The following is a 14,132-nucleotide window of genomic DNA, read 5'->3' on the forward strand; positions in this document are numbered from 1 at the left end:
TGATGGAAAGGATCATGGCAGCGGTCTATGTATGGGTCAGATTCCCACATCACGGCAGGCAGGATCATGACCACACATTCGCGCGGCGTTTCCGCAACGATCGACCCGGTGAAGCTCGACAGGCTGGCGGAAGTCGCCATCAAGGTCGGCCTGCAATTGCAGCCTGGCCAGGATCTCGTACTGACCTCGTCGATCGCGGCCCTGCCGCTGACCAGGCGCATCGTCGAGCATGCCTACAAGGCCGGTGCCGGTCTGGTGACACCGATCTTCAATGACGACGAGATGACGCTGGCGCGCTACCGCTTCGGCGCCGACGCCAGCTTCGATCGCGCCGCCGGCTGGCTCTATGAAGGCATGGCGAAGGCTTTTTCCAACAATACCGCCAGGCTTGCCGTGCGCGGCGAGGATCCGTCGCTCCTGTCGGCGCAGGACCCGGCAAAAGTGGCGCGCGCCAACAAGGCCAATTCCATGGCGTACCAGCCGGCGCTGGAAAAGATCACCGGCTTCGACATCAACTGGAACATCGTCGCATACCCGGATCTCGCCTGGGCCAAGCAGGTGTTTCCCGGAGATGCCGACGATGTCGCGGTGGCGAAACTCGCCGACGCGATCTTCGCGGCGTCGCGGGTCGACGTGGAAGACCCGATCGGCGATTGGAAGGCGCACAATGCCGCGCTGCGCGGCCGCACCGAGTGGCTCAACGGCCATAATTTCCATGCGCTGCATTTCACCGGACCGGGCACCGACCTGACGGTCGGGCTGGCGGACGGCCATGAATGGATGGGCGGTGCCTCGACCGCCAAGAACGGCATCACCTGCAATCCCAACATCCCGACCGAGGAGGTCTTCACCACGCCGCATGCCAGGCGCGTCGAGGGCCATGTCTCCTCGACCAAGCCGCTGTCCTACCAAGGCACGCTGATCGACGAGATCTCCGTGCGTTTCGAAGAAGGCGGGATCGTCGAGGCCAAGGCGTCGAAAGGCGAAGATGTCTTGAAGAAAGTGCTCGACACCGACGAGGGCGCCCGCCGTCTCGGCGAGGTCGCGCTGGTGCCGCATTCCTCGCCGATCTCGGCCAGCGGCCTGTTGTTCTTCAACACGCTGTTCGACGAAAATGCCGCCTGCCACATCGCGCTCGGCCAGTGTTATTCCAAATGCTTCGTCGACGGCGCCTCGCTCAGCCAAGACGAGATCACCGCGCGCGGCGGCAACAAGAGCTTTATTCACATCGACTGGATGATCGGCTCGGACAAGATCGACATTGACGGCGTCCACAAGGACGGCAGCCGCGTGCCGGTGATGCGCAAGGGCGAGTGGGCCTGAGGGTTCGGCGTAGGGAGGTCGAATGGCTTTCGACCTGATGGTCAAGCGGATTTACGAGCCGCCCGCTGCCGATGACGGGCAGCGGGTGCTGGTCGATCGCATCTGGCCGCGCGGCGTCAGCAAGGAGCATGCCGCGCTGGCCCTGTGGCTGAAGGAGATCGCGCCGAGCGACGCGTTGCGGAAGTGGTTCGGGCACGAGCCGCAGCGCTGGGCGGAGTTTCGGAAGCGGTACGGGGCCGAACTGGATGGGAATGGTGAGGCGGTGGCGACGCTGCGCGGCTTGCTCCGCGAGGGCAAGGTGACGCTGCTCTACGGCGCGCATGATGGGGCCCACAACCATGCGGTGGCGCTGGCGGAGTATTTTACGCGGGAGGGCTGAGGCGGCCAACCTCCGAGGCTGGAGGGAGCGCCCCCCTCTGTCCTGCCTGACATCTCCCCCACGAGGGGGGAGATCGGACGTCGCAATGCTTTCGCCTACTTCCCGACCGCCTGCTCATAAACTTCCGGCTTGAAGCCGACCAGAACCCGGTCCCCGACTTCCAGCACCGGGCGCTTGACCATCGTCGGCTTGGCCAGCATCAGCGCCTTCGCCTTCTTTTCGTCGAGACCTTGCTTGTCCTTATCCGCCAATTCACGAAATGTGGTGCTGGCCTTGTTGAGCAGCTTTTCCCAGCCAACCTTGCCGACCCAGCCATCCAGCCGCTTCGCGTCCAGCCCCTCCGCACGAAAATCGTGAAAGCGATAGGCCACGTCATGGCTCTCCAGCCAGACGCGCGCCTTCTTGACCGTGTCGCAGGTGGTGATGCCGTAAATCGCAGTCGTCAAGGCGCGTCCCTCAAGCTGACAGTCGAATCCGTCCCACAGCCTAAAACCGCCCTTCCCGCTTTGCCAGCGCCCAGGCCCGCATCGTCGGAATTTTTGGACTTGCCAGTACTAAGGATTTTCTTCCACCGCGACGACGCGACCCGCAAAAACCATGAGGAAATGGGTTTCTTCAACGGCTGGGGTACGGTGGCCGACCAGTTTGCCAAGTATGTGAAGACCATTTGAATTTGCATGGCGGCCAGGGGATTGCCCCGGACGCCATGCTCATTTTTCAAACTTGCAACGAAGAGAGCAAAGGTCGGAAAGCCTGACTCCCGGCCTCAGTAGTAAAAGCGCTCTTCGGTGATCTTGCCGTTCTTGACCGTGTAGAGGCCAACCTCATCCATCGTGACGCGCTGGCCGGTGGCCTTGGGCGTAATGTCGAACGTGAAGCGCACCGCGAACTGGTCGCCGTTGACATAAGGGCCTTCGACCGAACCACCGTGGACTTCGTGGTTTTCCTGCCACCATTGGCTTTTCTGCCCGAGGGCCTCCTTGCCGTGGCTGACGGCCATCGGCCCGTCCGTGGCTTCGTAACTGGCGATATCGTCGGCATTGTATTTTTCAGCAGCGCCATTGTGATCGCCCTGCTTGAGGAGCCCGGTGAAATCCTTGGCAATTTCCGCGATGGTCATGTGTATTCCTCCTGTTCAGACGCACTGCAATTAGGGAAGAGCCAGCCCGTCTGCCACCTGTGCCCACATGACAGCTGACAAGGCGTGTCAGGACGATCGATATAACGCGGCTCTGTGACACGAATTGCAGGAGCGCGGGCAGCGGCCTCGGTTGCAGACACAAGCCAATTCCGCAATGCTAGGTGCGTGTGCAACCTCTACAACATCACCACAACGCAAGAGGCGATCCGCCAATGGACGCGCGCATTACGCGATATCAGCGGCAACCTTGAACCTTCCGTTGACATCTATCCCAATCAACCCGGCCCGGTCGTCCGCAACACGGCAGACGGGAAGCGTGAGCTGGCGAACCTGCTTTGGGGGTTGCCGACGCCTCAAGAGCGTATGAAGGGTAAGGCCGACTACGGCACGACCAACGTTCGCAATCCACAATATTCGCACTGGCAACAGTTTGTCGGGGTCGAGCATAGATGCGTCGTACCGGTCACCAGTTTTGCCGAACCCAGCCCGACACCGAGCGACAAGGACCCGGAAACAGGCATCCAACGCAATTACTGGTTTGCCCGTGACGAAAGCCGGCCTCTGTTCTTCTTCGCCGGCTTCTGGACCCGTTGGCAGGGTGTTCGAAAGGTCAAGGACGGACCCGGCGACTTCGAGTTATTTGCCTTCATGACAACCAAGCCTAACGCCCTCATCGCGCCGATCCATGAGAAGGCTATGCCCGTAATACTGACCACTTCGGAAGAGACCGAGGCCTGGCTGACAGCACCCTGGGCAGAAGCACGGCATTTGCAGCGAACAGCGCCAGACAACGCGTTGGTCATCGTTGAGAAGCCAGCCACACAAATCAAGTTTCCGCAGCAGGCACCAGCCCAAGGGTCTCTGTTCTAGGCTGAAGGGATGGCCGCGCTCCTCATTCCTCGTCTCGCCATATCACACGGCGAACCATGCGGATTTCGACAAGGCGTCTCACACGAATTTTCAAGCGCTCAGCAGCACTCGGCAAAATTATGTCGGCATCAAGCTCGCGAAGCTTGCAGCGCTCGCACCGCATATGCCCTTCGACATCCCAAAAGGGAATGTCACCAACAAGCTTTGCAAGGTCGCCGGGCAGATAGTGCCGGGTGATGTTGCAGTGCCGGCATCGGACACGAATGAGTTGCCCCACTTCGTGCGCGAGGCATAGGGTTTGCACATTTCGGCGCGGTCGGGTGCTCAATTCCGGCATCAACTAATTTAGGAATGTCTTCCTAGCTTAGTCAATTCCTACTTAATTCCATGGTCGTTTGTTCACATGTCGATCAGACCTGCCCCGCCCGTAACTGTGCGGCGACCTTGCGAATGTGGGTGCAACTAACTCGGCAGCATGGGGCAGTTGGCGCCACGGCGCAGGCTGACATGCGCCACGTCGCCGACGCTGAATTGAAAACCCTCTGCCTGGCGCGGCGCATCGATCACCACCGGCAACCCCTGACCCAGTTCAGCATGCAGCCGCAAGGTACGGCCGTGGAAAACGATGCTGTTGACGCGGGCCGGCGCGGTGCCGGGCATGGCCTCGGTGGCCGCCAGCAAATCCTCCGGACGCACGCCGATGGTGCGCATTTCGCCTTCGCCGGGTGACTGGCCGGTTTCAGAAATTGCCTCCAGCGGCAAGGTGCCGGCGGTGAAACGGAGGCGCTCGCCATCGCGGCCGACAAAGCGCGACTGCAGCAGGTTCATGGTGCCGATGAAGCTCGCTACGAACTTCGTCGCAGGCTGGTCATAGAGCGTCGCCGGCGGCGCGATCTGCTCGATGCGGCCCTTGTTCATGACGACGATGCGATCGGAGATCGACAGCGCCTCGGTCTGGTCATGGGTGACCATGACAAAGGTCGTGCCGAGCCGCGATTGCAGCCGCTTCAACTCGACCTGCATCTGTTCGCGCAGATGCGCATCGAGCGCCGACAGCGGCTCGTCGAGCAAGAGCACGCGCGGCTCGCAGACGATGGCGCGAGCAAGTGCCACGCGCTGGCGCTGGCCGCCCGACAATTCGGAGACACGGGCGCGAAACTTGTCGGCGAGACCGACCATGTCCAGCGCTTCGCCGACCCGCTTTGCCTGCTCGATTCCCGACAACTTGCGCAATGACAGGCCGAAGCCGACATTCTCGGCGACATCCATATGCGGAAACAGCGCGTAGTCCTGGAACACGGTGTTGACAGGCCGGTCGAAGGGCCGAAGCGCCGTGATGTCGCGGCCGTCGAGTAAGACCTTTCCGCTCGACGGGCTTTCGAAGCCGGCGATGACGCGCAGGCTGGTGGTCTTGCCGCAGCCGGACGGCCCGAGCAGCGTGATGAACTCGCCGCTGATAATGTCGAGATCGACGGCATCGAGCCCGACGATGCCGCCCGGGAAAACCTTGGAGACCGCCTGCAGCCGGACGAGTGGATCAGGCGCCATCGCGAACCTCGGAAGGCTTCGTGGTGTTGACCCACAGGATCTGGCATTGCTCGGCGCCGGGATTGCGGAAGGCATGCAACAGCGTGCTCTTGAAGGCAAAGCTGTCGCCGGTCTTCAGCCCGTATTTTGTCGAGTCCACCACCAGTTCGACCTCGCCCGAAAGCACATAGCCGAATTCATGGCCGGCATGGGCATAGGCTTCCGCCGTGCCGCCTCCGGCCTCCACCGTCACCAGCATGCCGGTGAGCGTCGCACCCGGCGGCGATAGCAGCGCCTTGGCGATGCCTTCCGACTTGACGGGAATGGAGCGCCGCTTGTCGGCGCGCACGCAATAGAGATCGTTGACGGCCTCGTCGCCATCGGCGATCAGCGCCGAAGGCTCGATGTCGAGGGCGGCGGCGAGCGGCCAGATCACCTTGACGCGCAGCGAGGACATGCCGCGCTCGATCTGGCTCAGCGCGCCGATCGACACGCCGGCTTTTGCCGCCAGTTCGGCCAGCGACAGGCGCCGCTCCAGCCGCAGCGCCCGCACACGGCGCCCGACGCGAACATCGGCATCGTCCTTGGGTTTCTCGGCGGCCTCGTCGACTATGTCCATTCGTCGATCCTTGTTGCGTCTAAGGCCAGCACCAGACAACGGCCGGCCTCGGGATTGAATTCGTACTTTACCGGGCGTTGGCGCCGCCCCTCATCGCCTGCCGGCATCCTCTCCCCGTATAGTGACAGGGAGAGGGACGCTCTTATCGCCGGTTTCGCCAATCACCAGCGTCGCAAGGGACTCGCCGGCATTGCGCCCGGCTCCTTCTCCCCGTCACTATACGGGGAGAAGTGCCCGGCAGGGCGATGAGGGACAGCGCCAGCTTCCGAAATTAACCACCGATCACCCGCCAGCCTTCACCTTCTCGAACATCTTGGCCACATCGTCGTTCTGCTTCATCGGCCCTGTGAAGATGGTGCTCTTCAGCATCACCTCGGGATCGGACGGCAGCTGCAGTTTCTCCAGTTCCTCCTTCGTGACGCCGGCGAAGGCGGTGCTCAGCGAACTGCCATAGCCATAGGACTGAATGAGATATTTGCCCGAATCGGCATCCAGCCGGCTGTTGATGAAATCATAGGCGAGATCGACATTCTTGGCGTCCTTCAGCATCACGAAGCCGCAGGCCCAGGTCAGCATGCCTTCCTTCGGATTCATGAATTCGACCGGCACGCCCTGCTTCTTGAGCGAGGTGGCCGAGGCGTTCCAGGTCATTGCGGCGACCAGTTGGCCGCTGGCAAGCGCCTGCTCGACCGACGTCATGTCGGTGGTGTAACTCGACAGCAGCGGCCGCTGTTCGCGCAGCTTTGCCGCAACCTTGTCCATCTGCTCGGGCGTCATGTCGAACGGATTGACGCCGGCCAGAAGCGCGGCGACGATCGGCGTGTCGTGCACGGCGTCGATGGTCGCCATGCGGCCGGCATATTGTTTGTCCCAGAGCAGGTTCCAGCTTGCCTCGGGGTTCTTCACCAAATCGGTGCGGTAGAGGATGGAAGTGTTGCCCCAGTCCCACGGCACCATCCACACCTTGCCATCGCCGGCCTGCAGGTCGGGCAGGTTCTTGAACACCGGGAAGATCGAATCCCAGTTCTTGATGCGCTTGGTGTCGATCGGCTGCAGCAGGCCTTCCTTGTTCCAGCGCGCCACCTTGTCGTAGCAGGGGTGCGCGATGTCGGGCCGGAAGCCGGCCTTGACCTTGGTGAAGGCATCGTCGTCATCGCCAAAGATCGAGGCCTCGACGCCATCGGGATGCGCGGCGAGGAAGCTCTTGTTGAAATCGGGCAATTCGTAACCCGACCAGGTGAAATATTGCAGCTTTTCGGCGGCCAGCGCCACGGTCGAAGACAGTGCCAGCGCCAGCGCGGCGAGGCCGGCGCGCGCCTTGTGTCCGGTTATCGATGTCAGGTGGAATGTCATTTTCGTTCTCCTCTCATTGTTATGGTCAGGCTGGATTGCGGCGCGTGGCACCGAGCCCGCGATGGCGCAAGATCTCGGCGGTGCCGGCGATAATGAAGGATGTGGCCAGGATCACCGTCCCCAGCGCCATGACGGTCGGCAACGAGCGGGGGAAGCGCAGCTGGCTCCAGATATAGAGCGGCAGGGTCGGCTCGGTGCCGGCAAGGAAGAAGACGACGATGAATTCGTCGAAGGAGATCAGGAAGGCCAGCATGAAGGCCGACAGCACGGCGGGCAGGCTGAGCGGCAGCATGACCCGCCGGAACGTCGTCCAGTCGGAGGCGCCGAGGTCGAGCGCCGCCTCGCGAACCGTCCTGGGGATGGCGGCGAAACGGCTGCGCATGACGACGACGGTCGTGGGCAAAGCCACCAGTATGTGGCCGAGCACGATGGCGATGCGCGACGGCCCAAGGCCGATGAGGTTGATCAGGATCAGCAACGATATGCCAACGATGACGCCGGGGATCAGGATCGGCAGGCGGGCTATGGCGCTTATGGTGGCGGCAAGCGGCGAGCGGCCGTAAAGGTCCATATAGGAAACGGTGATGCCGCACAGTGTTGCACCGGAAGCGGCGACAGTGGCGATGACGAGGCTGTTCACGAGCGCGCCCGACAGCGCCGGATTGCCGTAGAGCGTCTCGTACCATTGCAGCGTGAACCCCTGGAGCGGAAACGCCGCCTGGATGGAATCGTTGAAGGAAAACAGCGGGATCAGCAGGACCGGCAGATATAGGAACACCAGATAGGCAAGCACGTAGAGGCCGAGCCAGCGGCCATCCCGTTTCGTCCCGGCCCGGTCCACTCTCATGTGCGGCTGCCAAATCTGCGGTCGGCGTTGCGCGCGACCAGCACCACGACGAGGATGACCAGCATGACGCAGACCGAAAGGGCGGCGCCGAACGGCCAGTCATTGGCCTTGCCGAACTGCGACTGGATCAGCGTGCCGATCATGGTGCTGGCCGGGCCGCCGACCATGGCCGGCGTGACATAGTCGCCGACTGTCGGCACGAAGACGACGAGCGCGGCCGCCAGCACGCCCGGCATCGAATTCGGCAGCACGACGCGGCGGAAAGCGGTGAACGGCCGCGCGCCGAGGTCGGAGGCAGCCTCGAGCAGCGATTTCGGGATGGTGTCCAGCGCCACGTAGATCGGCAGGATGGCGAAGGGCGCATAGGCGTGAGCCAGCGTGACGACCACAGCGGCTGGCGTGTTGAGAAATGCCAGTGTCGGCTCCGACCAGATGCCGCTTTCGATCAGCGCCGAGTTCAGGACGCCATTGTAGGCGAGTACGATCTTCCAGGCGAAGACGCGCAGGAGATAGCTGGTCCAGAACGGCAGCGTCACCAGGAACAACAGCAGGCCGCGCCGGCGCCCGGCATGGAAGGCAAGATAGTAGGCGACGGGATAGGCGGTGGCGACGGTTGCCAGCGTCACCAGGCCGGCGATAACCAACGAGCGCAGCGTCACCGTCCAGTAGAGCGGATCGGTGGCCACGGTGACGAAATTATCGACGGTCAGCCCAACGCCGAGGAGCGAGCCGTCATTGCCGCGAAAGGCAAGGAACAGCACCAGGCCAAGCGCGAACAGGATCAGCAGGAAAGTGACCAGCGCCCCTGGCAACAGCATGGCGAGCCGGAAGCCCGATGAAGACCGGGCCTCTGGCGCTTGTGCTGCAACTAAGGCCGACATCGACCAGCTCACCAAATTTGAAATTGGCTAACAGTTTTTCATATTCGTGAAACTGTCAAGCGGAATCCGGCTTTCCTGAATTGGTCGCCATCAACGTTCCAGCGACTGCCGGAACGCCGGGGCTTTGCCCGGAATGGTCGAAAAGCCGTAGCCGACCTGGTAAGCCTGCCGTTCTCGGCCGCGTCAGTCAGGTTATCTCATCCGAACCGTTTGGTCGGTGTGCCTCGAACGCCTGCGCGCACCGCGAACAACCCGCCCTCCTGCGGGTTGGCCTGCAAATGCCTCTCGCTCATGGTAAACCGCGCCGAAGTGACGAAGAGGATATCAAAATCCTCGCCGCCGAAGGTACAGCTCGTGGGCCAGCTGCAGGGCAGGTCCACCACCTTGTCCAGAACCCCGTCAGGTGAAATGCGAACCAGGCAGCCGCCCCCCGCAACGCGACAGTTCCAGACATAGCCCTCCGCATCCATGCACGACCCATCCGGCAGGCCGCGTGGAAAGTCCGAGAAGAAAGGGCGCCTGTCGGTTATTCGCGACTGCACCCTGTCCCAGTGATAGCGAAAGATCTGGTTCTTGGTCGTGTCCGCCGTGATGAAGGTATCATTCGCTGTCCAGACCATCGTGTTGGTGATGCCGAAGCGATCGGCGCTGAGCGCCTCGACGATGCCGGCCGTGTCGACGCGATAGATCCGCCCCGCATCTCGCCAAATATCGCGTGGACGATCGTCGGCGCCGATGTTGTTTTCCATGGTGCCGACCCAGAATGAGCCATCCGGGGCGACCACGCCTTCATTCAACCGTGTGTCAGGGCTGTCCGGCTCGATCGTCGCTATCGCCCTGAAGGCCTCTCCGAAATCCCACAGAGCCACATCCTTTCGCAGTCCGACGATCGCGCCGCCGTCCCTGCGCAGGCCAATCGATGTTGCGAGGTCCGGTGTCTGCCAACTCTGGTGATCGCGAGTAACGGGATCGAGCTGGTGGATGCGTCGCCCGATGATATCCACCCAGATCAGCGTCTTCCTGTTCTCGTCCCAGAGCAGGCTCTCACCGACGATATCCTGGGCATCGAACACGAAGCCTGGCTGTTTCTCTCCGCTATCCACTACCCTTTTCCCTTCCTAACTGTCGCGTAGTCAACCGCTATTGACAGACAAGGTTTCACAAAGATATACCCATTTCAAGAAAACATGTCATACAGGTTTTGGGCAAATGGTAAGCGATCGCGGCATAGGGCCTGACGAGACAAATCCCGGGCTGGTGAGTACCGCAATTCAGGCCATCACCCAGCACATCCGCGTTGAAGGCCTTGGCCCTGGCGACCTCTTGCCCAGTGAAGCCGACATGACCCGCAAGCTCAGTGTCTCGCGGACGGTGGTGCGGGAGGCGTTTCGGTCGCTGTCGGCGATGCGCCTCATCGACATGAGCGCCGGCCGGCGCGCCAGCGTTGCCAAGCTCGACATTGGCGCCATGTCGATGGTGATCGAGCACGGCGTCACGACCGAACAGATCAGCGTCCAGCAGGTTTATGATGTGCGCCGCACCATCGAAATGCGCACGGTGGCGCTCGCCGCACTCCGGCGGACCGACGCGGAGGCGGCTGAAATACAGAAATGCGCGCGGCTGATGCGCGAGAATTACCGTGCGCCCGAGATCGTCATGGAACACGACATCGCATTCCATGAGGCGATCGCGCGGGCCTCTCACAACCCGGTGTTTTCGTTGATCATCAACGCCTTCAGCGGCGTCACGCGACGCACTTGGGTGATCGGCTGGCGTACGCGTGTAACCGAGGAAGAACAGATCAAGATGATCGAGGGGCACGCGGATATTGCTCGGGCGATCATCGCGGGGAACCCGCAACTTGCCGCCGAACATATGGCCGCGCATTTCGACAAAAGCGTCAAGGCATTGATCGATGCGGGGATCGCATGAAAATCCGCTCACTTGAGACCATCCGCATCGAAGAGCGGCCCAATCTGCTCTGGATCGAGGTGCATACCGACGAAGGCATTACCGGCCTTGGCGAAACTTTTTTCTTGGCCCGCACGGTCGAGGAATATGTCCATGAATATGTCGCGCCACGCGTAATCGGCCGCGATCCACTTCAGATCGATTTGCTTTCCGCGGACCTGGTTGGCTATCTCGGTTTCCGCTCAAGCGGGGTCGAAGTCCGCGGCAATTCCGCCTTCGACATCGCGCTCTGGGATATTTTCGGCAAGGCCATGAACCAGCCGATCGCGCAACTTCTGGGAGGCTTTTCGCGCCGGTCCATCCGTACCTACAACACCTGCGCCGGTACCGAATACATCAAGGACGGCAAGGGACAGACCACCGCGAATTATGGTCTGGGCACAAGGCAAGGATACGACGACCTGAACGGGTTTCTCCACCGCGCCGACGAATTGGCGGCGGAGCTGCTTGAGGACGGCATCACGGCCATGAAGATCTGGCCTTTCGACCATGCCGCCGAGAAAAGCCGGGGGCAAGACATCACCGCCGGCGACCTCAAAGCCGCGCTGCAGCCCTTCGAAAAGATCCGCAAAGCGGTTGGTGACAAGATCGACATCATGGTCGAGTTCCACTCCATGTGGCAGCTCTTGCCGGCGATCAAGATCGCCAAGGCGCTCGGGCCTTATGGCACGTACTGGCATGAGGATCCCATCCGCATGGATAGCCTCGCCGATCTCAAGCGCTACGAGGCCGCGAGCCCGGCACCGATCTCGGCGTCGGAAACCCTGGGCAGTCGCTGGGCATTCCGCGACCTTCTGGAGACCGGCGCCGCAGGCATCGTCATGCTGGACATTTCCTGGTGCGGCGGGCTTTCCGAAGCACGCAAGATCGCCGCAATGGCGGAGGCCTGGCATTTGCCGGTCGCGCCGCATGACTGCACCGGGCCAGTGGTCCTGGCGGCATCCACGCATTTATCCCTCAACGCGCCCAACGCGCTCGTACAGGAGAGTGTGCGGGCATTTTACAGGACCTGGTACCGCGACCTCGTGACCGCGCTACCGGAAGTCAAGGACGGCATGATCACCGTGCCGCCTGGCCCAGGCCTCGGGCTGGAACTCAATCCCGACCTCGGTCGGGCCTACACCGTCCATCGCCGCGTCTCCGACAAGACGGACATCTGAAGAACACTCAACGGGAGGAATAGAAATGAAACGACTGACTGCAACGCTTTTGCTCGCCACGACGCTGCTTGCCGGGCCTTCCGTCGCCAGTGCCGACGGGCTCAACATCGTCTTTACACACCATTCGTCGGCCTCGAACACCTTCTGGCAGGCGGTGAAAAAGGGCTTTGACGATGCCTGCGGCAAGGTCGAGGCCAAGTGCAACATGATTTTCACCCAGACCGAAGGCTCGGTCGAGCAACAACTCGCCAACATGCGCGCCGCACTTGCCGCCAAGCCGGATGCCCTGCTGACCTCGATTGTCGACAACAAGGCGTTCGACGACGTCATCAAGGAGGCGCGAGATGCCGGTGTGTTGGTGATTGCCGTCAATGTCGATGACACCGAAGGCGCCAAGGGCAATGCGCGGCAGGCCTTCATAGGGCAAGGTTTCAAGCCGGCGGGCTATTCGCTCGGCAAGGCGATTTCCGAGAGCTTCCCGAAAGAGGGGCCAATCAAGGTTCTGGTCGGCATTTCCGCACCCGGCCAGAACTGGTCCGAAAGCCGTGGCGCAGGCGTGATGCAGTTCCTGGAAGAGTACAAGGCGGCCCATCCCGACCGCCAGGTCTCATGGGAGCGGATCGACAGCGGAACGGACCTCGCGATTACATCCGATCGTGTCGGCGCCTATCTCAATGCGCATCCCGACACCACAGCCTATTTCGACACCGGCTTCTGGTGCGCGGGCGTTGCGCGATCGCTGCAGGACCGCGGCGTCGCGCCGGGCAAGGTACTCCTTGGCGGTTTCGATCTGGTGCCGGAAGTTCTGCAGCAGATGCAGAAGGGCTACGTACAGGCTTTGGTGGACCAACAGCCCTACATGCAGGGCTTCATGCCCGTCATGGAAGCCTACCTGAACAAGAAGGTAGGTCTGGCCCCCTCCGACATCGATACGGGTCAAGGCATCGTGCGCCCGGATCAGGCCGACGCGATCATGACGCTTTCCTCGCAAGGTCTGCGTTAAGCCCACGCGCGCCATGTGTTCGCCCGGCAGTGCTCGCACCGCCGGGTGGTCCCTTGCCTCGAATTCCTGGAGCCTGCCTTGAAACGCCTCTTCAAGACCTATCTGGAAAAGCCGGAACTGGCGGGACTGATCCTGCTGGTGCTTCTGGTGGTGATTTTCGAGATCCGCTCGAATGGCGTGTTCCTCAACCAGGATAACCTTCGCGGCATACTCGGCATTCTGCCGGAAACGGGCCTCGTCGCCATCGGCGTCACGATCTTGATGATCAGCGGCGAATTCGACCTGTCGGTCGGATCGGTGTTCGCCCTGATGCCGATGTGCATGGCGGTCCTCATGGTCGAAGGGGTGCCTTTCCCACTTGCCTTGCTGGCCGGGCTTATCGTTTGCGCGGTGATCGGATTTATCAACGGCTATGTGACGATCTGGTTCGAGATCCCGAGCTTCATCACCACGCTCGGCATGCTTTTCATCGCCCGGTCGCTGACGATCGTCGTCTCGGGCGGGTTTCCACCCTTGCTTCCCGCCGATCTTCCGAACTGGCTGTTCACGTCGTTCGTCGGCCCCGGCAACATGTTCCGCATGTCGTTCCTGTGGTTTGCGGGAATTGCCCTTTTAACGTCACTGATGCTTTCCAGAACCAATTTCGGCAATTGGATAAAGGCCACCGGCGGCTTCCACCCGGCTGCCGCCTCGATGGGCATCCCGACAGCGAGAGTAAAACTCGCATGCTTCGTGCTTTGCTCGATGCTGTCGGGTTTCGCCGGCATGTTGCAAGTGCTGAGGCTGGGCTCTCCTTTGCCTTCCATTGGCGAAGGCCTGGAACTCCAGGCGGTGGCCTCGGCGGTCATCGGCGGCGCTTCGCTCGCAGGCGGCATCGGTACGGTCGCTGGCGGCATCATCGGCACGATCCTCATCCGCATCATCGACAACGGGCTGGTGCTCTCCAATGTCGACGCGAACTGGTTCAAATTCGCGATCGGCTTCCTGACCATTTTCGCCGTCGTGGCCAATGCCTGGATGCGCAAGCGCGCCAAGGCGATCAAGATGGAGGGCTGAGC

The 14,132-nt window shown here is 61.7% G+C and carries 16 protein-coding genes; 8 read left to right on the forward strand and 8 right to left on the reverse strand.

Annotation, left to right across the window (positions count from 1 at the left end):
* Positions 1-66 precede the first annotated feature (66 nt).
* Positions 67-1,323, forward strand: a complete 1,257-nt coding sequence (locus tag JG747_RS27490) for an aminopeptidase (protein WP_202360427.1) — start codon at positions 67-69, stop codon at positions 1,321-1,323.
* A 22-nt stretch (positions 1,324-1,345) separates the two neighbouring features.
* Entirely contained in the window at positions 1,346-1,702 is a 357-nt protein-coding gene (locus JG747_RS27495; protein ID WP_202360428.1) for a DUF488 domain-containing protein, read from the forward strand.
* Positions 1,703-1,797: 95 nt separating this feature from the next.
* On the opposite strand, the gene JG747_RS27500 is transcribed toward JG747_RS27495, so the two are convergent.
* Entirely contained in the window at positions 1,798-2,148 is a 351-nt protein-coding gene (locus JG747_RS27500) for an ArsC family reductase (RefSeq protein WP_038645325.1), read from the reverse strand.
* A 99-nt stretch (positions 2,149-2,247) separates the two neighbouring features.
* Here JG747_RS27500 and JG747_RS37585 point away from each other — a divergent pair, with 99 nt between their 5' ends.
* Positions 2,248-2,373: a hypothetical protein gene (locus tag JG747_RS37585; RefSeq protein ID WP_274609655.1), complete on the forward strand. Its 126-nt coding sequence runs from the start codon at positions 2,248-2,250 to the stop codon at positions 2,371-2,373.
* 95 nt (positions 2,374-2,468) lie between these two features.
* Here JG747_RS37585 and JG747_RS27510 read toward each other — a convergent pair whose 3' ends face one another.
* On the reverse strand, positions 2,469-2,822 hold the full coding sequence (locus JG747_RS27510; RefSeq protein ID WP_202360429.1) for a SnoaL-like domain-containing protein: 354 nt from the start codon (positions 2,820-2,822) through the stop codon (positions 2,469-2,471).
* Between the two features lie 186 nt (positions 2,823-3,008).
* Between JG747_RS27510 and JG747_RS27515 the strand changes: the two genes are divergently transcribed.
* Positions 3,009-3,713, forward strand: a complete 705-nt coding sequence (locus tag JG747_RS27515) for an SOS response-associated peptidase (RefSeq protein WP_019856910.1) — start codon at positions 3,009-3,011, stop codon at positions 3,711-3,713.
* Positions 3,714-4,175: 462 nt separating this feature from the next.
* On the opposite strand, the gene JG747_RS27520 is transcribed toward JG747_RS27515, so the two are convergent.
* From JG747_RS27520 to JG747_RS27545, 6 genes are all read right to left on the reverse strand, one after another.
* Positions 4,176-5,261 (reverse strand): ABC transporter ATP-binding protein, encoded by a 1,086-nt coding sequence (locus JG747_RS27520; protein ID WP_064983182.1) that lies wholly within the window; start codon positions 5,259-5,261, stop codon positions 4,176-4,178.
* Positions 5,251-5,859, reverse strand: a complete 609-nt coding sequence (locus JG747_RS27525; RefSeq protein WP_019856907.1) for a cupin domain-containing protein — start codon at positions 5,857-5,859, stop codon at positions 5,251-5,253. Before JG747_RS27525 ends, JG747_RS27520 begins: the two co-directional genes overlap by 11 nt.
* A 282-nt stretch (positions 5,860-6,141) precedes the next feature.
* Positions 6,142-7,212, reverse strand: coding sequence for an ABC transporter substrate-binding protein (locus tag JG747_RS27530; protein ID WP_038645319.1), 1,071 nt, complete (start codon positions 7,210-7,212; stop codon positions 6,142-6,144).
* A gap of 25 nt (positions 7,213-7,237) precedes the next feature.
* Positions 7,238-8,059, reverse strand: coding sequence for an ABC transporter permease (locus JG747_RS27535; RefSeq protein WP_019856905.1), 822 nt, complete (start codon positions 8,057-8,059; stop codon positions 7,238-7,240).
* Positions 8,056-8,940, reverse strand: coding sequence for an ABC transporter permease (locus JG747_RS27540; RefSeq protein WP_069093354.1), 885 nt, complete (start codon positions 8,938-8,940; stop codon positions 8,056-8,058). Before JG747_RS27540 ends, JG747_RS27535 begins: the two co-directional genes overlap by 4 nt.
* A gap of 197 nt (positions 8,941-9,137) precedes the next feature.
* Positions 9,138-10,043 (reverse strand): SMP-30/gluconolactonase/LRE family protein, encoded by a 906-nt coding sequence (locus tag JG747_RS27545; RefSeq protein WP_202360430.1) that lies wholly within the window; start codon positions 10,041-10,043, stop codon positions 9,138-9,140.
* 106 nt (positions 10,044-10,149) lie between these two features.
* On the opposite strand from JG747_RS27545, the gene JG747_RS27550 reads away from it, so the two are divergent.
* The 4 genes from JG747_RS27550 to JG747_RS27565 all read left to right on the forward strand — a co-directional run bounded on the left by JG747_RS27550 (position 10,150) and on the right by JG747_RS27565 (position 14,130).
* The gene (locus tag JG747_RS27550; RefSeq protein WP_069091642.1) at positions 10,150-10,872 is read left to right on the forward strand and encodes a FadR/GntR family transcriptional regulator; all 723 of its coding nucleotides are present in this window, start codon (positions 10,150-10,152) and stop codon (positions 10,870-10,872) included.
* The gene (locus JG747_RS27555; protein ID WP_019856901.1) at positions 10,869-12,071 is read left to right on the forward strand and encodes a mandelate racemase/muconate lactonizing enzyme family protein; all 1,203 of its coding nucleotides are present in this window, start codon (positions 10,869-10,871) and stop codon (positions 12,069-12,071) included. Before JG747_RS27550 ends, JG747_RS27555 begins: the two co-directional genes overlap by 4 nt.
* A 25-nt stretch (positions 12,072-12,096) precedes the next feature.
* Entirely contained in the window at positions 12,097-13,074 is a 978-nt protein-coding gene (locus JG747_RS27560) for a sugar ABC transporter substrate-binding protein (protein WP_069091641.1), read from the forward strand.
* 78 nt (positions 13,075-13,152) lie between these two features.
* Positions 13,153-14,130: an ABC transporter permease gene (locus JG747_RS27565; RefSeq protein WP_019856899.1), complete on the forward strand. Its 978-nt coding sequence runs from the start codon at positions 13,153-13,155 to the stop codon at positions 14,128-14,130.
* Positions 14,131-14,132 lie beyond the last annotated feature (2 nt).

This window comes from Mesorhizobium sp. 131-3-5, assembly GCF_016756575.1.
Taxonomy (GTDB): domain Bacteria; phylum Pseudomonadota; class Alphaproteobacteria; order Rhizobiales; family Rhizobiaceae; genus Mesorhizobium; species Mesorhizobium jarvisii.